The 20,321-nt window shown below is 59.1% G+C and carries 18 protein-coding genes and 1 tRNA gene; 7 read left to right on the forward strand and 12 right to left on the reverse strand.

The features are described 5' to 3' along the window. Positions 1 to 51: 51 nt before the first annotated feature. From Q0J81_RS03065 to Q0J81_RS03100, 8 genes are all read right to left on the reverse strand, one after another. Positions 52 to 666 (reverse strand): hypothetical protein, encoded by a 615-nt coding sequence (locus Q0J81_RS03065; RefSeq protein ID WP_294445970.1) that lies wholly within the window; start codon positions 664 to 666, stop codon positions 52 to 54. Next, entirely contained in the window at positions 663 to 1,742 is a 1,080-nt protein-coding gene (locus Q0J81_RS03070) for a LacI family DNA-binding transcriptional regulator (RefSeq protein WP_294445971.1), read from the reverse strand. Before Q0J81_RS03070 ends, Q0J81_RS03065 begins: the two co-directional genes overlap by 4 nt. A gap of 149 nt (positions 1,743 to 1,891) precedes the next feature. Beyond that, positions 1,892 to 3,577, reverse strand: a complete 1,686-nt coding sequence (locus tag Q0J81_RS03075; RefSeq protein WP_294445972.1) for an FAD-dependent oxidoreductase — start codon at positions 3,575 to 3,577, stop codon at positions 1,892 to 1,894. Continuing rightward, complete coding sequence (locus tag Q0J81_RS03080; RefSeq protein WP_294445973.1) at positions 3,574 to 3,825, reverse strand: ferredoxin family protein; 252 nt, start codon at positions 3,823 to 3,825, stop codon at positions 3,574 to 3,576. Before Q0J81_RS03080 ends, Q0J81_RS03075 begins: the two co-directional genes overlap by 4 nt. A 63-nt stretch (positions 3,826 to 3,888) precedes the next feature. Further along, entirely contained in the window at positions 3,889 to 5,571 is a 1,683-nt protein-coding gene (locus tag Q0J81_RS03085; protein WP_294445974.1) for an FAD-dependent oxidoreductase, read from the reverse strand. A 9-nt stretch (positions 5,572 to 5,580) separates the two neighbouring features. Next, positions 5,581 to 5,811 carry a ferredoxin family protein gene (locus Q0J81_RS03090; protein ID WP_294445975.1) on the reverse strand — a complete coding sequence of 77 codons (231 nt, stop codon included), beginning with the start codon at positions 5,809 to 5,811 and terminating at the stop codon, positions 5,581 to 5,583. Between the two features lie 24 nt (positions 5,812 to 5,835). Then, positions 5,836 to 7,743, reverse strand: a complete 1,908-nt coding sequence (locus Q0J81_RS03095) for a TRAP transporter large permease subunit (protein ID WP_294445976.1) — start codon at positions 7,741 to 7,743, stop codon at positions 5,836 to 5,838. A 186-nt stretch (positions 7,744 to 7,929) separates the two neighbouring features. Continuing rightward, entirely contained in the window at positions 7,930 to 9,015 is a 1,086-nt protein-coding gene (locus tag Q0J81_RS03100) for a TRAP transporter substrate-binding protein (protein ID WP_294445977.1), read from the reverse strand. A gap of 230 nt (positions 9,016 to 9,245) precedes the next feature. Between Q0J81_RS03100 and Q0J81_RS03105 the strand changes: the two genes are divergently transcribed. Continuing rightward, positions 9,246 to 10,895, forward strand: a complete 1,650-nt coding sequence (locus Q0J81_RS03105) for a sigma-54 dependent transcriptional regulator (protein ID WP_294445978.1) — start codon at positions 9,246 to 9,248, stop codon at positions 10,893 to 10,895. Here Q0J81_RS03105 and Q0J81_RS03110 read toward each other — a convergent pair. Beyond that, positions 10,871 to 11,860: a metallophosphoesterase gene (locus tag Q0J81_RS03110; protein WP_294445979.1), complete on the reverse strand. Its 990-nt coding sequence runs from the start codon at positions 11,858 to 11,860 to the stop codon at positions 10,871 to 10,873. The genes Q0J81_RS03105 and Q0J81_RS03110 overlap by 25 nt on opposite strands. A 526-nt stretch (positions 11,861 to 12,386) precedes the next feature. On the opposite strand from Q0J81_RS03110, the gene Q0J81_RS03115 reads away from it, so the two are divergent. From Q0J81_RS03115 to Q0J81_RS03135, 5 genes are all read left to right on the forward strand, one after another. Next, positions 12,387 to 12,462, forward strand: a tRNA-Ala gene (locus Q0J81_RS03115). Positions 12,463 to 12,790: 328 nt separating this feature from the next. Then, positions 12,791 to 13,366: a hypothetical protein gene (locus Q0J81_RS03120; RefSeq protein WP_294445980.1), complete on the forward strand. Its 576-nt coding sequence runs from the start codon at positions 12,791 to 12,793 to the stop codon at positions 13,364 to 13,366. A gap of 55 nt (positions 13,367 to 13,421) precedes the next feature. Then, positions 13,422 to 14,141: a hypothetical protein gene (locus Q0J81_RS03125; protein ID WP_294445981.1), complete on the forward strand. Its 720-nt coding sequence runs from the start codon at positions 13,422 to 13,424 to the stop codon at positions 14,139 to 14,141. A 46-nt stretch (positions 14,142 to 14,187) separates the two neighbouring features. Then, positions 14,188 to 15,357 carry a GTPase gene (locus Q0J81_RS03130; protein WP_294445982.1) on the forward strand — a complete coding sequence of 390 codons (1,170 nt, stop codon included), beginning with the start codon at positions 14,188 to 14,190 and terminating at the stop codon, positions 15,355 to 15,357. Continuing rightward, positions 15,354 to 16,529: a GTPase gene (locus Q0J81_RS03135; protein ID WP_294445983.1), complete on the forward strand. Its 1,176-nt coding sequence runs from the start codon at positions 15,354 to 15,356 to the stop codon at positions 16,527 to 16,529. The genes Q0J81_RS03130 and Q0J81_RS03135 overlap by 4 nt, the downstream gene beginning before the upstream one ends. Positions 16,530 to 16,660: 131 nt before the next feature. Here the strand turns inward: Q0J81_RS03135 and Q0J81_RS03140 are convergent, their stop codons facing one another. After that, the gene (locus Q0J81_RS03140) at positions 16,661 to 18,196 is read right to left on the reverse strand and encodes a carboxylesterase family protein (protein ID WP_294445984.1); all 1,536 of its coding nucleotides are present in this window, start codon (positions 18,194 to 18,196) and stop codon (positions 16,661 to 16,663) included. Between the two features lie 310 nt (positions 18,197 to 18,506). Between Q0J81_RS03140 and Q0J81_RS12290 the strand changes: the two genes are divergently transcribed. Next, positions 18,507 to 18,668 (forward strand): hypothetical protein, encoded by a 162-nt coding sequence (locus Q0J81_RS12290; RefSeq protein WP_366937503.1) that lies wholly within the window; start codon positions 18,507 to 18,509, stop codon positions 18,666 to 18,668. On the opposite strand, the gene serS is transcribed toward Q0J81_RS12290, so the two are convergent. Next, complete coding sequence (serS, locus tag Q0J81_RS03145; RefSeq protein WP_294445985.1) at positions 18,629 to 19,909, reverse strand: serine--tRNA ligase; 1,281 nt, start codon at positions 19,907 to 19,909, stop codon at positions 18,629 to 18,631. The two genes, Q0J81_RS12290 and serS, sit on opposite strands and share 40 nt — an antisense overlap. A gap of 175 nt (positions 19,910 to 20,084) precedes the next feature. Next, positions 20,085 to 20,321, reverse strand: coding sequence for a ferredoxin family protein (locus tag Q0J81_RS03150; protein WP_294445986.1), 237 nt, complete (start codon positions 20,319 to 20,321; stop codon positions 20,085 to 20,087).

A 20,321-nucleotide genomic window follows, 5' to 3' on the forward strand; every position in this document is an offset into this window, starting at 1 on the left:
GGGACGTTTGGAATGCGGAGCAGAGGGGGCGTCCGTTCTGACCGGCAGTCATCAGCGGCAGAGGCCGTTGTCCGTAGCGGTATTCCAGGGGCGGCAGTGGCCGAGCTCGCAGGCTCGTTTCAGGTCGTCGCAGGCTTCGGAGTTTTTTCCTTCAAGAAAGGCCCCGGCGGATCGGTACACATAGATGAGAGGTTCTCCGGGATTGATTTTTTCCGCGTAGGCGAAGTCCCGCCGGGCCCCTTCGGGCTGATGCTGCTTGAGACAGACGAGTCCCCGCGTGGCGTAGGCCTGCGCTGTTGGGGAAAGACGTATGGCGCGCGTGGCGTCATCGAAGGCTTCGTTGAAGTAGCCGAGATCACTCAGGGCCAGGCTGCGCATGAGGTAGGGAGCGGGGTCAAGCGGATCGGCGGATATGGCCTTGTCCAGAAGTGCAGCAGCCTGTTCCGGGTTCGTGCATTCACCGGAAGCCGTCCAGTATTCCAGGGCCTGAGCAAGATAGCTCTGAGCTTCGGGAGAGACGCCGTAGGTGGCCTTGCGGTCCGGTTGTCTGACTTCGGCGGCGGGAGGCGTTGTTTCCTCATTCCCCGTGAAGGGCAGAGAGAAGGGCAGCTTGCTGCATCCTGCGAGCATGAGAAGGGAAAGAACGCAGAGCGCGAGGTGTTTCATGATTTCTCCTGCAGAGGCTGTCGGAAGGGCGCCGTGGAGCGGCGCTCCAGCAGGCGATGGGTGTATTCCATGCGGGTGATGTCGCTGACGCAGCTGCCGCCGCAGATGCGTTCGTAGAGAATGTCGAAGGCGCTGCGCCCTCTGGCCTCGGTCTGCTGTTCCACGGTGGTGAGTCCGACGCGGGCAATGCGGGAGGAGGAAAGATTGTTGAAGCCGCATACGCTGTAGTCTTCGGGAACCCTGAACCCTTTTGCCGCAAGAGCGTCGAGCACTCCGTAGGCAATGAAGTCGTTGACGGCCACAAAACCGGAAATGCGGCTTTTCTTTTTGAGGCACTCCAGAGTGAGTTCGTAGCCTATTCTCTGTTCCAGGTCTATGCTGTGGAGTTCTTCCTGTGGAGTGTAGTCCCGCGTGAACACCTGAACGGAACAGCCCGGCCGCTCGGCGTAGGTGTCCTTCACGCCCTGCAGTCGGCGCAGGCGTATGGCGTTGGCGGCGTTCATCATGGCGGAGATGAACGCTATGTGCCTGTGCCCGAGTTCGAGCATATGGCGGCCGATGATGACGCCGGCGCTGTAGTTGTCGAGCTCCACGGTGTCGACCTTGGGGCTGGAGTTTCTGTCACCCAGAACCACAATGGGAATCTTGCCGTTGACCTTCTCCACCTTGCGCAGACTCTGAGGCGTGAGGGTAAATATCATGCCGGCCGCCCCCAGGGCGAGCGCCATGTCCAGGACTTCTTCCTCCTTGCGGGCTTCGCGGTAGGTGGTGAAGATGAGCGTGGAATAGCTGTGCTCCTCGGCGGCCTGCTGTATGGCCTGCACGAGTCCTGAATAGTAGGCGTTGGCTATGTTCGGCGTGACGATGAACACCACGTTTCTTCCCGGAAGCCGTCCTTTGGAAAGGCGCGACGGCGCGAGGTAGCCAAGATCCTTGGCGGCCTGTCGGACTTTCTGCACCGTTTCCCGGGCGAAGGATACGTCGGCCCGGGCGTTGAGAATCATGGAAACGGAGCTCAGCGACACGCCGGCGCGGCGGCTCACGTCTCCCAGCGTTACTTTTTTCTTGCTGTTCACGGCGGTTCTCCAGAACTGGAAGGCTAACGATATGCCGGGGTTTCGTCAAATGGCCGCGCTCGTTTTCCGAAAAAAAGAAGAGCCGGGAGGACGGATACTCCCGGCTTGTCAGAATGGCGGAGGGGCGGACGCCCCCTCCTTTCATTCCATCAGTGTTTCATGTTGCGCCACGAGGTGACGACGGAGCCGTCGTCTTTTCTGGTGACGTCCAGCATCTTGTCGGCAAGAAGCGGATTGGTGAAGGTGTAGTCGGAGCGCTTGTGGTTGCCGCGGGTTTCCTTGCGTTCCAGCGCGGAACGCATGATGCATTCGGCGCAGTCGAACAGGTCGAGCACTTCCGCCGCACGCATGAGGGTGTGGGAGCAGGAGGCCTTCATGCTGGCGTTCGTTTCCTCGCGCAGCTGGGCCAGATAGCCGAGACCGGCCTTGAGCAGCGTTTCGGAACGCACATTGTAGGGGCCTACGTTGGCGTAGTCGCTCATGATCTGCGTAAGGGCGATGTTGGCTTCCTGCCATTCGGCGCCGATGTTCCTGCTCATGAAGGATGAGAGCAGTTCCATCTTGGCCTTGATGGCCGGGTTGGAAGCGAGATCTGCGCTTCCTGTGGAGTTGGCGGCATCGGCCGCGGCGGCGTGACCGGCTCTCCAGCCCATCCAGGCGGCGAGGCCGAGACCGCAGCCCGCGTTGCCCACCATGTCGCCCGCGGCATAGAGGCCGGGCACGGTGGTCTGTCCGTTCTTGTCCACGTCGAGACCGCGTCCGTGCAGGATGGGTTCGAAGCGGGTGAATTCCACGGCGTGCCTCGCCGGATCAATGCCCTTGGCGTCCATGTAGGCGATGAGCGCGGAGAGGCCTTCGTCGAACATGGCCTTGCGCATGTAGGCCAGGGTTTCGGGCGTGTTTTCCGAGCAGTCGAGGTAGGCGGGGCCGCGGCCGTTGTGCATGACGTCGAGGAAGGCGGAGTTCCAGATGTCGGAGGTGACGTCGCCGTATTCGGGATCGGGCTTGGTCACGAAGGGGCCGAGCGGCTTTCCGTCGGGATAGCGGTACACGCCTATCCACGTGGCCTTTCCTGCGCGCTGCAGGTACTTGGTGCCGGCGTGGGTGTAGGGAATTTCCATGTTGACCATGCTTGCGCCTATACGCCAGCCGAGCGCCTGACCGCCGGCGTTGTTGGGACAGTGGGCGGTGTTGAACAGATAGTTGGGCGTGGTGCCGTTGACGTAGAGGCGATGGGTGAGCCCCGTGGACAGGATGACGCAGGGAGCGCTCACCAGTACGAACGAGGGGTCGGGAGTGCTGGCGTCAATGGCGAGCGCCCCGCAGACACGGCCGTTTTCCTTGGCCAGTTCCACTACGGGATGATGATTGAGCACGGTGACGCCGTGTTTCTTCATCTGTTCGGCGAGCACGGCCTTCTGCTTGCGGCCGTCGAACTTCAGGAAGGCGCGGGGCTTGCCTGGCAGGGCGTGTCCCTGGAAGTTCCAGCGTCCGAGGGGACGCATGTTGATTCCCCATTCTTCCCACTTCTTTACGATGTCGAAGCTTTCCAGAAGATGCAGGCGCATGAGTTCCACGTCTTTGGCCTGTCCCACAAGACTGTTCATGAGGGCGGTGAGTACGGGTTCCACATCGTCGCCGTGCACTTCGGGAATGTAGCAGCTGAAATGATCGTTGCCCGTGGCGCCGGAACCGGAACGCTTCACGTGGCACTTTTCCAGCACGACCACACGTTTTGCGCCGCTTTCGGAAGCGGCAATGGCAGCCATGGCGCCGCCGATACCGCCGCCCACAATGACAACATCGGCATCAATAGTCTTTGAAACGGGAATCATGACTTTGCCTCCTGGGGTTTAAGGGAACCGGCATCGACGTGGAGCAGCGTGAAGGCCAGAGGAATACGGAGCGTGATGGCGCCTTTGGGACAGTCGAGCACGCAGGAGTCGCAGTGCCAGCACTCTTCCGGAAATTTGACCTGAGGCATTTTGTCTCTGGAGCGGTCAAACACGAAGATGTTGGAGTTGCAGATATCGGCGCAGGTTCCGCAACCTACGCATTTACTGGGATCGATAACGGGAGGCATGAGTTTCTCCTTTGAAGAGCGGGGAGCGCCGCTCCTTTGCCGGGCGGCGCTGCAACAGAGGGGCTAATTCCAGCACTGACGCCATTCGGTGCGGACGGTGCCGTTTTCCTGCCAGACTTCGAGGAACTTGTCGGAGAGCAGGGGATTGGTGAAGGTGTAGTCGGAGCGCTGATGCATGCCGCGGGTTTCCTTGCGTTCGAGGGCGGCGTGCATGACGATTTCGCCGTTGTCCATGAGGTCGAGGGTTTCAATGGCTCTCATGAGGCTGTGCGCATCCGGTACGGAGATTTCGTTGATCGCGTTTTTGCGCAGATCGGCCATGTATTTCAGACCGGCGGTGAGCAGCGTGGCCGAACGCAGACGATGCGGCCCCGCAGCGGCGTAGGAATCCATGATCTGCTGCACGGCGAGGTTGGCTTCCTTCCATGCGGCGCCGCTTTCGCGTTCCACGAAGCTGCTGTAGAGCTGCGCGCGTTCCGCGACCCAGGGCGAGGTTTCGGCGTTCTTGAGTTCGCAGGAGGCGGCGGAGGCGCCGGCGTGTCCGCCGGCAATCCAGCCGTATACGGCCGCGCCCGCGATGTCCGCGCGGAAGTTGCCCACCATGTCGCCCGCGGCGTAGAGGCCGGGAACGGAGGTCTGGCCGTCGATGTCGATTTCAAGGCCGCGGCCGATGATGTGAGGCTCGTACTGCATGAATTCCACGGCGTGCCTGGAAACGTCGAGGCCGGTGCGGTCCATGTAGTCCACCAGCGTGGTCAGGCCTTCGCTGATCATGCCCTCGCGCATGAAGGCGAGGTCTTCGGGCTTGGTCTGGGTGCAGTCGATGTAGGCTGGGCCGCTGCCGTTCAGAAGCACGTCGGTGTAGGCGGAGTTCCACACGTCGCAGGTGATGTCGCCCACATAGCGGGTGGCTCTGTCCACGAAGGGGCCGAGCAGCTTGCCGTTGGGATAGCGGTATACGCCTATCCACGTGGACTTGCCCGCGCGGGCGAAGAACTTGGGGCCGGCGTGACGGTTGGGCATTTCCATGTTCACCATCTTCGCGCCTATGCGCCAGGCCTGAGCCTGAGCGGCGCCCGTGCAGGCGGGGCAGAAGGCCGTGTTGAAGGGCCAGCCCGGGGAGCCTGCGGCCGGATACAGACGGTTGGCCGTACCCGTGGAGAGCACCACCTTCCTGGCGCGGATGACGGTGAAGGTGGGCGTGTCCTTGGAAACGTCCAGAGCCAGAGCGCCCGCAATTTCGCCGTCCATTTCAATGAGGTCGATGACGGGCAGATGGTTGACTATTTCCACGCCTTCCTTTTTGGCCTGTCTGGTGAGCACCTGCTTCTGATTGTGGCCGTCGTACTTGAGCCAGATGCGCGGACGACCGGGGTAGGCATGGCCCATGAATTCGTAGTCGTCGCCGAAGGGCTTCATGTTGATGCCCCATTCCTGCCAGCGGTCCACCATGTGGATGCTTTCTTCAAGAAAGCGCAGGGAAAGCTTTTCATCGTGGTAGGCGCCCACGAGACTCTGACGCAGTTCCTTGAGGATGACGCGGATGTCGCTGCCGTGGGCCTTGGGGTAATAGCAGGCAAAGTGGTCGTTGCCCGTGGCGCCGGAACCGGAGCGGCGGGTGTCGGCCTTTTCGGCCACCATGGTTCTGGCTCCGGTGCGGGCAGAGGCAATGGCTGCGCAGAGACCGCCTATGCCGCCGCCGACGACGAGGACATCAGTGGAAAGGGGAGCGTTGAATTCAAGCATGGCTGTCTCCTAGGCGTGCAGGGTATCGGCATCGACATGCAGAACCATATAGTTGAGGGGAAGGCGCAGTTCCACGGCATGGGCCGGGCAGTCGAGAACGCAGGCGTTGCAGTGCCAGCATTCTTCCGGGTAGGCCACCTTCGGCGTCTGCCCCTTTTCGTGCTTGAAGATGTTCATGGGGCAGATGGTCGCGCACATGCCGCAATGAGTGCAGCGGTCGGCATGAATGATGGGGGGCATGAGAATCTCCTTGATGCGGTTGGCCTACATGAGGCTGGGAATGAGGAGGGAAATCTGGGGGAAGGCGATGATGAGCGCAAGGCAGACGAACAGGGCCAGCACAAAGGGCATGGCCGCCCGGAAGATGAGGCCGAGAGGCACGTCCGCCACGCCTTTCATGACGAACAGGTTGATGCCGAACGGCGGCGTTATGGACGCCATGTTGTTCAGAATGGCGAAGATCACGCCGAACCAGACCAGATCCCAGTGGAAGCTCTTGGCGATGGGCAGGAAGATGGGCACCGTGATGAGGATGAGGGGAATGGCGGGCAGGAAGCAGCCGAGAACGCACATGACGATGACGATGACGCACATGACCACGATGGGAGCCACGTCGAGCGAGGCAATGGAGTTGGCAAGCATGGTGGGCATGCGGGACATGGTCATGAAGTAGCCGAGGATGGTGGCGCCGCCGAGCAGGGTGAAGCACATGGCGGTGAAGCGGCTGGATTCCTCCATGGACTTGCGGAAGTTGGACCACTTCAGCCTGCCCATGACGAGGCCGAGAATGAGGGTGCCCGCCGCGCCGATGGCGCCGCCCTCGGTGGCGGTGAACAGGCCGCCGTAGATGCCGCCGATGACGAGAATGAACAGCAGCACGATGGGCAGTCCGCCCTTGAGGGAGGAGACGCGTTCGGACAGAGGAGCTTTTTCGCGGCGGGGAGCCAGATCGGGATTTTTGAGCACCATGAGCCAGATGATGCCCATGAAGCAGATCATGCAGAGCAGACCGGGCAGAATGCCGGCCATGAACAGGTCGCCGATGGACTGTTCGGCCAGCACGCCGTAAAGAATGAAGGTAGTGGAAGGCGGAATGAGAGAACCGATGGTGCCGGAGCAGGAAAGAGTGCCGAGGGCGAGCTTGTCGTCGTAGCGGGCCTTGCGCATTTCGGGCAGGGCGATGGCCGACATGGCGATGGTGCCGGAGAGCGTGTCGCCCACCACGGCGCCGAACAGGGTGCAGGCCGCCACGGTACCGATGGCGAGGCCGCCGCGCATGTGACCTATCCAGGCCGTGCCGAGACGGTAGAGATCTTCGCCGAAGCGGCTGTAGTAGCAGGCGTAGCCCATGAGCATGAAGGACATGAGGGGCGCCCAGGTGTAGTTGGATACGGTGTTGAACCAGGAGTTGCCGAACATGTTGATGCCGGCCATCTGTCCGCGAAGCACGCAGACGAAGAGCAGGCCCGTGGCCATGAGCGCGAAGCCTATGGGCATGCCGAGGAAAAAGAGGGTGAACAGAACGACGATGCCTATGATGCCCACATGCAGGCCGCTCAGGCCCATGATGCGGTGGGTGCCGAAGTACCATGCCACGAGCAGGGGTATGACGGCGAGCGCCACGCCGATGATGATTTTCGTACTTCCGGCCTGACGCAGCATTTCCAGCAGGGTGACGAGGGTATCGCGCACGAGGGCGAGGAAGAGCAGGCACACGCCGGCCACGCCGAGGAAGATGAAGGGCGCGTAGGGAATGCCGAGAATGGGGGTCGCCTTCTGGTTGGTCATGCCGTAGCGGGTCATGGCATATATGCACATGGCAATGGTGAAGGTGGACCATACCGTGGTGGCGAATTCCAGCGCGGCCTTGGTGTCGGGCTGGAGCTTGTGGGTGATGATGTCCATGTTGATGTGCGTTTTCGTGTACTGGGCGTAGCCGGTGTACGAGAACACGATCATGGCCATCATGAGACCGGTGATTTCTACGGTGCCGTCCAGCGGTCTGCCGAAGAAGTAGCGAAGAAAGACGTCCACAAAGGTGATGATCACCATGAGGAAGAAGAAGAAAATACCTATGTTGCCGCACCAGCGCAGCGGTTTTTCAATGAATGCGCTGGCGTTGCAGAGCTTTTCCAGCATGGGATATTCGCGGGGCATCGTTGACGTTGACATGGGCTCTCCCGAAAAGGCGAAGACGTGGGGCTGAACGAAAGTTGGAAGCGGAGGAAAAAAGCGGGGGTCTGGAATGCATCCGCTGCCGAAGCTTGTCGACCGGGGCGGAAACGTGGTTTCAGGGACCTGCCGCGGGAATCGCCTCTTCCGGGCGATTCCCGCAGCAGGTCCGCTCTCTGGAAAAGATTACTTCACGGTTTCCAGATATCCCTTGTAGATGGGGGAATCATTCCACTTGATGCCGAGCTTGCCTTCCAGTTCGTAGAAGGTCTTCTTGATGTCGGCGCCGGGCAGACCTTCCTTGTTGAGGGACTCGAACCATTCGTCGACCGGGGGCTGCATGAGCTCGCGGGCCTTGGCGTAGTCGGCGTCGGAGAACAGGATGAATTCCTTGCCGCCCATGTCGGCTCTCCATTTCTTCGTGGCATCGATATCCACGCTTTCCCAGTAGTTGGCAAAGGCCTTGTCGGCGAAGTCGCCGGAAACTTCGTCGAGCACCTTGCGCAGATCTTCGGGCAGAGAGTCGTACACGTCCTGATTGATGATGCAGTAGAACAGCGTGTTCTGCACGGCGAGCTCGGTGACGTACTTCAGGCAGTCACCATAGCGGCGGGAAACCAGCAGTTCGGGAGACATGGTGGTGCCTTCAATAACGCCCTGTTCCATGGCGGAATAAATGTCGGAAAGAGGCAGGGAAACCACGGTGACGCCGAGCTGCTTCAGACGTTCGGCAATCATGGCGCTGTTGGCGTTGATCTTCAGCCCCTTGAGATCCTCCAGCGTGCGGATGGGTTTGTTGGTGGTGCCTATGACGAGCGAACCGCTGGCGTGGGTGAAGAGCAGCTTGACGCCGTCGAGTTCCTTGAGAGCCTGCGGATACTTGGCGTACAGGCCCTTCACCAGAGCTGTGCCGTCTTCAAGATAGAGCTCGGGGGAGGAAATGGAGAGAATGCCTTCATGGAAGGGGAACTGGCCGGAATTGGCCTCGTAGGCGCATTCGGTAATGTCAGCAATGCCGGATTTGACGGATTCAAAGGCTTCGGCGCGGGGGCTGAGAGCTTCGGCAAAATAGGGCTCTATCTTCAGTCTGCCCTGGCTGCGTTTTTCCACTTCCTGCACCCATGCCTGCAGGGGACCCTGCCAGCGGGTATGAATGGGCGGAATGGGAAGATTGAGGCTCAGCACATACTCGGGCGCTGCCTGTGCAGAGGCGGGAATCATCATGCCCAGAGCCAGCAGGGCGGAACAGATAAACTTACCGGCGTTGTTCATCGAGACCTCCATGGCGTCGCGGAAATCCGGGCTTGATCCGGCCTTCCGGACAAATTGTGATGAATAAGGAAAGTTTGCTTGTTATTTTATTAGCAATATTCATGCCATTCTATAATTATATTTATTTACAGTGGGTTAAGTGTTTGTGTCTTAATGGGATATATTGTAAAAACAACATAGCTATGATATAAACACTAAGCGAAAATATAATTTTCAGGGAGGGAGACAGCGTGGGATATCCGGGCTTCTATTCCGAAACGGCGGCAAAGTCCTGCCTGGTCATGTACCGTATGGGTGGGCTCAGACATGTGCTTCTTTATCTTCATGACCTTCTGCGTACCCGGCTTCCCGTGGTGCGCATCAATACGATCTATTGCGACAAGGACGCCCGGTACATCATCAACATGGCCGACACCAGTACCGTGAGCGTTTCCAACAAGGCCGCCGGCTCCGCAAAAGCGCGTCCTCTGGTGATGAGCGATAAAATCGCCTCTCCCGTCATTGTCGGCGACCTTTCGCCCTATCAGCGCGATCCCGAGGTGCTCAGCAATCCGCAGTGGAGCGACATGCCTTATCTGTATCATGCTTCCATGCTGAGGCTTCCTCTGTTCACCAACAGCAGCAGCGTGTTTCTCATCAACTTCTGGTCCGATGAGAAAGGGGCCTTCACCCATGATGATCTGCGTGAGCTTTCCCGTCTGCTGGAGCCTCTTGCCGAAGAGCTGAGCATCAATCTTTCGGACATGAAGCTGCACGGAGCAAGACCGCAGGCTCAGCCCGAATTTACCGGCATGGACAAGCTCGGGCTGAGTCCCGGGCTGGTCCATGTGCGGCAGACTGTGGAAAATGTGGCGCGCAGCGACGTCACCGTGCTTGTGCTGGGAGAAACCGGTTCAGGCAAGGAGGTGGTGGCCGACGCCATTCATCAGACGTCGGCGCGTCATGGGGAACCTTTCATCAAGGTCAACTGCGGCGCCATTCCGGAAGAACTGGTGGACAGCGAACTGTTCGGGCATGAAAAGGGTGCCTTTACCGGCGCGGCCGGCACCAAGGCAGGTTATTTTGAAATGGCAGATGGCGGAACGCTGTTTCTGGATGAAATTGGCGACATGTCGCTGTCATCCCAGGTGCGTCTTTTGCGTGTGCTCGATACGGGCAGGATCCGCCGCGTGGGCGCGGCCAGAGAAATGCCGGTGAATGTGAGGATAATTGCCGCCACGCACGACGATCTGCCGCGCAAGGTTGTGGAGGGACGGTTCCGCCGGGATTTGTGGTACAGGCTTTCCGTTCTGCCCATCAGCGTGCCGCCGCTGCGGAAGAGGCTCGATGACATTCCCATTCTGGTGGAACACTTCATGCAGATGAAGGCGCACCGGCTGGGCTTGCCCTATCTGCCTCACGTGCCGGAAGAGGAAATGCGCGCCCTGCTCCGGTATCAGTGGCCGGGCAACGTGCGGGAACTGGAGCACACCGTGGAACGCGCGCTGGTCAAGTTCAGCCTGGAAACCTCGGCAAAAAGCGTGCACTTTGAAATTATTTCCCTTCCGGAGCCGACGGCGGCCCAGAACGGGAAAAAAGGCGAAGAGCCCGTACTGCGCGGTCGGGGAGAGTGGCCTACGCTGCGCGAAGTGGAAGATCGATATATCCGCGAAGTGCTGGAGCACTGCGGCGGCAAGCTCACAGGCACGGATTCTGCCACCAGCCTGCTGGACATTCATTATACTACGCTGCGTTCCCGTATGTTTCAGATGGGGCTTCTTGAAAACGACGAAGACTCCGTTTCCGGGAGGAACACGGAGTCTTCGTCAAAGAGTCGTAAAAGACGGGGAGATGTTGTAAACCGTAATGCCGTGAATCAGAGCGATCTTTCCAGTTCGTAGCTGGGCTGGCGACCGTAGCCGGAAATGGAAATGTGGTAGGACTTGCCGTTTCTGCTCACTTCCAGAATGGAGAACTGGTTGTCCTTGTGAACGCCGCGTCCCTTTTCCGTGCTGGTGGCTTCCCAGGTGCGGTAGTCGTTCACGCCGACGTTGCCGTTGAGCACGACGTAGTGGATGCCCTTGATGTTGGAGTAGCCGCCCTGATGGTCATGTCCGGAAATGACGGCGAGTACTTTGCCGCTTTCTTCCAGAAGAGCGCGCACGGCCGAGGCGTTCTTGATGTTGTGATCCTGGGTATCCACGCGGTCGAGGGTCTGATGGCTGAATACGATCACGGGCTTGTCGGTCTTTTTGAGATCGTCCTTCAGCCAGTCCATTTCCTGCGGAGGAATGATGGTGTCCACCCAGGTCCAGAAGGTGTCTTCGGGCGTGTTCATGTCGTAGGGGCGGAACTTGCCGGGCGTGTAGTCGGCGTCGAGCACGATGCAGTGCACGCCATCCGCGTCGTAGGAGTAGTAGGTTCTGCCCTTTTCAATGCCGGTGTTGGTCACGCCGGAAAGAAATTCGTCGCGCTTGAGATTGTCGAAGTCGTGGTTGCCGAGCACGTGATAGGCGGGAATACCGAGAGAGGTGTACAGCGTTTCGATTTTACGGAGATTGGCGGCGGGATCAGTGCCCTTGGCAAGCGTGTCCACAAAGTCGCCGAGCTCTATGATGAAGGCGGGCTTTTCCTTCTTCATGGTATCGATGAACACCTTCATCTTGTCCATGGAGGCCGAATAGATGCGGGTGGTGCTGTCGGCCTTGGTGGTCTGGTGCATGTCGGTGATGATGCCGGCCTTGAGAATGCGCTTTTGATCCTTGGCTTCGGCGGAGGAGGCGCCGGTCAGTATGCCGGCGGCAGCGCAGGCCGTGGCGGCCATGCCCATCTTCAGAAGGTCGCGGCGGGCAATGTTATTTGCCATGCTCTTTCTCCCATGATTGACGTTGTTGTCTGTATAGTGAAAGTTTTTATTTTTAATTTATGCAGAAGGCGACCTTCAGGCGGCTCTGCTTTTGCCTGATCCGTAGTCGGAACTCCTTTCCGGCGCAGTCGGAACGGCATGAATGCAGGAATGGTAGACGACATGAATTCTTCCGTCCTGAAGGGTATTGCCTTCACGCATATATACATGCGGCGGAATCATGACGCCATTATGTCGGATGTATGGAGATATGGTAACGTTTGTTTTTGAGCTGCAGGAGCGGGCCTTCAGGGGAAAGAAGGCTCGAAAGCCCGGCCGGACTTACGGGAAGAGCAGGACCAGGTTCTGTCGGGAAGAAGGGGGAAAGTCGAACGGAAAGGGAACGACTCGCTTACGCTGCCAGGGGAATGCGGCATTCGGTGCCTTGCCTGAGGGCTGCCCTGGAACGGGATGCGTCACGTCGTAAAAAAGTCCCCATTTTTTTCTTGACTATTGCTGGGTATTCTGGCAAAAGAATCTCCGCAACGGGGATGTAGCTCAGTTGGGAGAGCGCTTGAATGGCATTCAAGAGGCCAAGAGTTCAATTCTCTTCATCTCCACCAGAATTTGAAAAAGCTTTCGGCAAACGTCGAAAGCTTTTTTTCGTTTAATCTTCGTTCGTCTTTTGCGCACGGGATTGCAGGAGAGAGAAGGGTATTGCAGCAGGCATATCTTCCGCATAAAAAATAAGAACGCCGGTCGGCGATTTCGAAAGCGGAACGGCTCTTCTCGCAAGGCAGGGCTGCCGCAGCGCTTGCACGGTACTTTTTCCGCGCACGCAGCGTTCCTGGAGTTCTGAAACTGACGGAAGCCTTTTGCCCCGTGTGTGTTTCTTGGGCAACTTTTGAGTACTACGTTGTGGGGCCGACGTTCCCGGCAGGAGGGGAGATCATGACGGATGATGCACTGAAGGAACATCTTGTTCGCTACATCGCTTCCCGTGGGCAGGATTTTTCCCTGCCTTCCGGGTTCGTCGCGACAAGGGGGCTGTCGAAGCCTGCCGTCGTTCTCTGCGAGCATGTCCTCTGGCAAGGCCTTCATGCCAGACAGGAAGGCCTGCTGGACAGACTCAAAAAGGCCATTTCTTCGCCGGACGAAGGATTTTCGGACCTGCTTCTGCGCAAGATACGGGAAGCGGGCATGACCAATGCCGAGTGCTATCAGCGGGCATACATCGACAGAAAGCTGTTTTCCAAAATTCTGAGCGACAGACATTACCGTCCTGCCAAGAAGACGGTGCTGGCCTTTGCCCTGGCCCTTGAGCTGGACGCGGAGCAGGCCCGGGAGCTTCTGGCGCGGGCAGGCTACGCCCTTTCCCCCAATGAAAGGTTTGATCTGGCCGTCGACTTTTTCATCCGTGCCGGCATGTATGACATCATGAAAATCAACGAGTACCTGAAGGAACTCGACCTTCCGCTGATCGGTTCTGATTCCTGCCGTGAATTGTCGCCGGATCGGCGACCTTAAGCCGTGCCGTTTCCTCTACAAGGCAGTTAACGATCAAACGCCTTGAGGAGGTTCTATGAACGGCATGACCGAACTTGTCTTCATTCTCGACCGCAGCGGTTCCATGTTCGGACTGGAGTCCGACACCATCGGCGGATTCAACGCCATGTTGGAAAAGCAGAAGAAGGCGGAGGGAACGGTTCTTCTTTCCACCATCCTTTTCAATCAGGAGAGCGTCGTCCTTCATGACAGGGTGAACGTTCTCGACGTTCCCGCACTTACCGGAAAGGACTATGAGGTTTCCGGCTGCACGGCGCTTTTCGACGCCGTGGGCGGGGCCGTGCGTCACGTCGGCAATGTCCATCGCTACATCAGGCCGGAAGATGTGCCCGATCACGTGCTTTTCGTCATCACTACGGACGGCATGGAAAACGCCAGCCGTCGCTTTTCCGAGAGCGACGTGAAGCGCATGATTGCCGAGGCCCGGGAGAAGGGCTGGGAATTTCTCTTCCTCGGCGCAAACATCGACGCCGTGGCTACGGCGCGAGGCTTCGGCCTGTCCGAGGAAAATGCCGTGGACTTCGTGAACGACGGCAAAGGCATACATACGGTTTACGAATCCCTCGCCGGTGTCTGTTCGTTGTTCGCCGCCAGGGGCGTCATCGACGGCGACTGGAAGCGGAACATTCAGAAAGACCATGCGCAGCGCTCCCGCACTCGTGACGGCGTCTCGTCCGATCCTCTGCTCGAGGCTCTTTTCCGCACGGTTTACGGAAGATTCGGAAAGCGCTTCTAATCGCGGCCCTGCGTTTCATCATCTTTTCTGTCATGGAGAACGAAGCATGGACATGGATACTTTGTTGAACGAGAACGGCATGACCGACGACGGATGCTTTCACATGCTGGTGACGGGGCGTACCGGCAGCGGCAAGTCAAGCCTCATCAATGCGCTGACCGGGCGGAAGCTCTGCAGTGTCGGAGGTGGAGGGCCCGTCACTCAGGACATCCGCGACTATGTCTGGGACGTCGTCCGGGAGGACGCCGGCGGACGGGAGACCATAAGAACCGTCATCACCGACGTGCCCGGCTTCGGTGAGAAGGGCAGGCATGAAGAGCGTCAGGCCGCCATGCTGGACAGACTTTCCTCGACGCATCTCATTCTGCTCGTGGCGGGAGCCCCCGACAGGGCCTGGGAGCTGGAGCGCAGGTTCATTCAGGAAGTGCTTGCGCGCGATCCAGATTTTCCCATCCTCGTGGTGGCCAACAAGATCGACCTCATGACTCCGGTACGGCAGTGGAATCCCCGCAGCATGGACCTGAAACATCCCTCCAGCGAGAAGGAAAGGAACATTGCCGCATGGATCGAAGCGCTGCGTCGCGCGTGCAGCATTCGTGCCAGCAGGGTGTTCCCGGTATGCTCGGGGGAAGGCTTTGAGGATGCGGAGAGCCGTTACGGACTTGAGGCTCTGAAGCAGGGCATGGTGGATGCCGTGCCGGACGCCCGGAAGGCCATGCTTGCACGCATCATGAACGTGAAGATGGACAAGGATTCCACGGCCGACGGCATCATCTGGAGCGCGGCGGTGTCCGCTTCCGTGGCGGCCGCCACGCCGATTCCCATAGCCGACATGGTGGCCATTACCACCATACAGGCGGGCATGATCGTTGCGCTGGCGCATACCTACAACTGCACCATGACACTGGGAACGGCCGCCGGTCTGGTGGGAACGGCAGGCTGCGCTGTGGGAGGCCGCATGCTTTTTCAGGCGCTTGTCAAATTCGTTCCCGGCCTGGGCACCGTAGGCGGCGCCGTCATCGGCGCGGCCGTGGCCGGACCCACGACGCTCGCGCTCGGCTACTCCTTCCGGGAGCTTTTTGCCGGGGGCAATTTCCGGCCTACCGCGGAGGAAATTCAGAAGCGCATGGAGAAGAACAGAAAGAAGGCCGAGGCGCAGGCCTCTGCCCTGAACATGGCCGCGAGCAGACGCCCCGGCCGGGGAGAGAACGCATGAACGCACAGCAGATTGCCGACATCATTCTTGAGGCGAAGTCGAAGTTCGACAGTTGCGACGAAGTGCCCACGATTGTTCTTGCGGGGCGGACCGGCAGCGGCAAGTCCAGCCTGATGAACGCGCTGGCCGGGAGGTTCGTCAGCGAGACCGGCGTGATTCCCACAACGCAGACGCCGGTGGAGCATGAGCTTGCGGAAGGCGGGCTGCCGCTTCGCGTCGTGGACCTGCCCGGAGTGGGCGAGGCGGGAAGGCATGCGCAGAGACTGGAACATCTGCTCGAATCCCTTGTTCGGGCGCACATTCTGCTGGTGACGGTGCCCTGTGCATCGCGGGATCTTACGTATGAACGGGAGCTTGTCGGCGCCGTGCAGATGCATTACGGAACGGCGCTTCCGCTGCCCTGCATCGTGGCGTGCACGAAGATAGATGCCGCAGCGCCCGTCAGGGACTGGAATCCCGCCGCGCTGAACCTCGCGTCTCCGGCATCGGAGAAGGAAAGAAACATCATCGCTTGGCTGAACTATGTAGAAAGGACGATGGGGCCGCATATCCGTCAGCCGTTCGGGGGAGCGACGTCTTTTCTGCCCTGCTGCGCGGGGGAGAGCTGGGAGAGAGCGGAAGAGAGGTACGGCATAGAGGCGCTGCGGAACAGAATTTATGAAAGTCTGCCAGACGCCGCACGCACATATTTCGCCAGACTTGACGGCGCGCTTTGCGACAGGCGTGCGGCGGACATCATTGTTGAACACTCCGTCAGTGCGGCGATGGCCGGGCTGAATCCCCTGCCCGGCATACCTGACGCCCTGTTCATTATTCCCATACAGATCGGGATGCTCATACGGCTGAGCAGGCTGTACGACAGGCCGTTCACCTGGGATGTGGCCGTCAGACTCCTCGGGCCTCTGCTGGCGCGTTCGGCAGGCAGAATGCTGGCCTCGCAGCTGTGCAAGTTCGTGCCCGTGGCGGGATCCCTTGCAGGGGCCGCCGTGGCCGGGGCTCTTACCTATTGTCTCGGCATGGCGTTTCATGCGCTGATGCATGGCGGCTCATGGCATGTTGATTCCGACGTACTGCTGCGTCAGGCGGAAAAGATATGGAACGGCATGGATATCGGCGCTTTTTTGAAGGAGCTGGAACGAAGAACGGGCATCGTTTTTCCTTCCTGGAAGTAGCAGAACAGTAAGGGCGGAACCATCCGGGAAAGGATGGCTCCGCCCTTACTTTTTTATGAGGCTGCCTTGTTCAGAATTCCGGCAGAACTGTCGTCATGCGGACAGGACAGGCTCGTACCTGCACGGCTGAATTATTTCAGCGGCATGTTCTCGCGCTCCGTCTTCCACGGATCGGAGACTTCCTTGCTTTCGGTATCGAAGCGCATGGTCATGCGGCGATCGAGGTCGAAAGGCGTCCATCCGGGATTGCCCGTGGTAGCAAAGCTTACCCATGCTTTGTGCATGGCTTCTGCCAGAGAATCCGGAGGATTGGTTCCGAGGGTGTTCTTTACGCGCTGCGAGTCCTTGTGCTGCGTCTTGAAGACGAAGGGCAGATCCACGCTGTGGGCAGCTCCGAGTCTGCCGTTGTAGCAGGGGCTCTTCCAGGCGAAGGAGTAGGCCCAGGCCTTGCCTCCGGCGGCCTTCTGGCTTTCCAGTACCTTGTTGGCGGGCATTCTGAAGATGAGGTCGGACTGAAGAGCCGTGAACAGGTCACCGGTGGTGTCGCCGCGGCCGGCCTTGCGGTAGCGTTCCACGATGTCGGCAGGGAATCCGGTGGTGTACACAAAGTTCTTGAGTGCGTCTTCACCGATCTTGTCGATGGCTCCGCTCGGCACGGTGTAGTAGCGCCATTCCTGCTCGGCAGAGCCGACTATGATGTCCAGGTCCTTGGCAGCGCCTTCGGCAATGGCGTCCACGGGACGCTTCATGAGAATGTCGCCGTCAAAGTAGGGCTTGAACACGGCAACGTTGCCCTGAACCATGCGACCCCATTCGGGATCCTTGCTCTTGGCGGCGACAAAGGCGGTGAAGGTGAGCAGCTTTTCCGGCGAAAGAGCGGCCACGGCTTCGCGGCTGTCTTCAATACCGTAGAAGGACAGCAGTTCGGAAGCCGCCATGGAAGCCTGCTGTTCGTTGTACTGCGCAATGGCAGAGGGGCTCTGGAGAATGGCGCGGCGGAAAAGGCCCTTCGTCTTGTCGGAGGAGATGAGGGAGGTGATGTGCGTGGCGCCCGCGGACTGTCCGAATACCGTGACGTTGTCGGGATCGCCGCCGAAGGCGGCAATGTTGTCCTGCACCCAGCGCAGTGCGAATATCATGTCGCGCAGTGCGATGTTGGAAGGCACGCCCTTGATCTTTAGGAAGCCGTCCACGTTCACGCGGTAGTTGATGGTGACGAGCACAACGCCGTCCTGCGCGAAGGCCGTACCATCGAAGCGCACGTCGTTGTTGTCGCAGCGGGTGCTTCCGCCGCCGGGAATGTAGACCATGACGGGGCACTTGGTCTTGCCGGGGGCAGGAGTCCAGATGTTCAGGCGCAGGCAGTCTCCGCCGCCGATGGGCTTGTTTTTGCTGCCGGGCTGCAGCGGAATGTCGCCGAACTTGACGGTGTCGATGACCCCGTTCCAGGCCGGCACGGGCTCGGGCAGGGCGAGGCGGTACTTTCCTTCATACGGAGGCATGCCGCAGGGTACGCCTCTGAAGACGTGCACGCCGTCCATGACAAGACCGCGCACGCTGCCCTTGGGCGTCTTGACGACAGGGCCTTCCGTCGCATGAGCATAAAAGGGCATGGCGCTCATGAGAGCCATGGCCGCGCTTCCGTATAAAAACTGACGTCTGTTCATCTGAAACTCCTGAAATTCAATGGTTGAAAGGCGAATATCCGTACAGGAGAAAGAACGGATTTCGTTATTCAGAAGAATCAGAAGACATCAAAAAAATAAAGCTCAAAATTTCACATTGTTGTTCAATGAAAAGCAACAAGTTAAAAAGTATGCCGATATAATGGCTCTAAACGACGTGTACAGGGGGATGGAAAGGCGTTTTTCGGCGTTGAAACGGAAGACGAGTCGTGAATTCGAGACAGAATGTTTCGTTTTGCACAAATAAGTCCGGGCTCGACAGTTATTCGGCTCGAAAGGCTGTTTCCGCCGGTTGTCCGAAACGGCGAAGGGCGGGCTGCTTCCAGCCGATTTTACTGGGAAAAGCGCGCAAAAACAGCGGGAGACGACCGAAGCCGTCTCCCGCTGTCGATGTCTGTGCCTGTTGGAGGGAGATTACATGTCGGGCGTGATGACCTTAAGGCCGCCCATATAGGGACGCAGCACTTCGGGAATGACGATGGAGCCGTCTTCCTGCTGATAGTTTTCAATGATGGCCACAAGAGAACGACCGGTAGGCAGTCCGGAGCCGTTCAGCGTGTGCACGAACTCGGGCTTGCCGCCACCTTTGGGACGGAAACGGATGTTGGCGCGACGGGCCTGGAAGTCCACGCAGTTGGAGCAGGAGGAAATTTCGCGGTAGGAGTTCTGACCGGGGAGCCAGACTTCCACGTCATATGTCTTGGCGGAGCCGAAGCCCATGTCGCCGGTGCAGAGCGTGATGGTGCGATAGGGAAGTTCCAGCTTCTCCAGCAGAATTTCCGCGCAGCGGCGCATGTGTTCCAGTTCTTCCCAGGACTTGTCGGGATGAGCGAAGCGCACCATTTCCACCTTGATGAACTGGTGCTGACGGATGAGGCCGCGCACGTCCTTGCCTGCGGAGCCGGCTTCGGAGCGGAAGCAGGGAGTACCGGCGGTGTAGCGCAGGGGAAGCTGATCTTCTTCAAGAATTTCGCCGGCGTGCAGGTTGGTGACAGGCACTTCGGCCGTGGGGATCAGATAGTAGTCCCAGGCAGGCATCTTGAACAGGTCTTCCTCGAACTTGGGCAGCTGCCCCGTGCCCTGCATGGTAGCGGCGTTGACCATGAAGGGAGGCAGAATTTCAGTGGCGCCGAACTCGGTGGTCTGGGTGTCGAGATAGAAGTTCATGAGGGCGCGTTCCATTCTGGCGAACACGCCGTGGGACACGCAGAAACGGGAACCGGCGAGCTTGGCGCCGCGCTCGAAGTCGAGTCCCTTCTGGGCGGCACCTACTTCAAAGTGCTGCTTTATCGGGAAGGTGAATTCGCGCGGCGTACCCCAGCGGTGGAGTTCCGGATTGTCATTTTCGTCGAGTCCCACGGGTACGGAGGCGTCGGGAATATTGGGCACGCGCAGCATCCATTGATAGACCTGCTCCTTGATCTCGGAAGTTTCGGCGTCCAGCTCCTTGATGCGGTCGGAGAGCTTGCCGAGTTCGGCCACAAGAGCGGAAGCGTCTTCGCCGGAACGCTTCATGCGGGCCACTTCAGCGGATTCGGCATTGCGTTTGCTCTTGAGTGTTTCCACTTCGGTGAGCGCGGCGCGGCGGCGTTCATCCAGTTTAAGGAAGTCGTCGACGGAAATGTTGGAATGGCGGTCGGCCAGCGCCTTGGCCACCACTTCGGGATGTTTCTGGAGAAGTTTGAGATCAAGCATGGCTGATTTCCTCGAATCTGCGTACTATGCGGTAGGGCTTCATGCCCGGGCATTTGAAAGGAACGAACATTCTAGCCCTACAGCGTAGGAGCGTCAATCACGGCCGGAAACGCGGAAAGCCCGCGCTGAGCCGAAGACTCAGCGCGGGCGGGAAAACCTGGTGAAGGCCGGCTTCCTATGACATGGCGTCGTGCGGAAGCTTTTTAACGGGAACGATGAGCGTGAGCGGGATGCGGAAATCAATGGCGTCCACGGGACACTGCAGGGCGCAGGCTTCTGCGTGCCAGCACTCCTCAGGATAGCGAACTATGGGGAATTCTCCCTTCTTCGAGCCGTAAAAGACGTCCATGGGGCAGATATCGACGCACTGTCCGCAGTGAATGCATTTTTCCTTGTTGATGACGGGGGGCAT

Source organism: uncultured Mailhella sp., from assembly GCF_944324575.1.
Classification (GTDB): Bacteria; Desulfobacterota; Desulfovibrionia; order Desulfovibrionales; family Desulfovibrionaceae; genus Mailhella.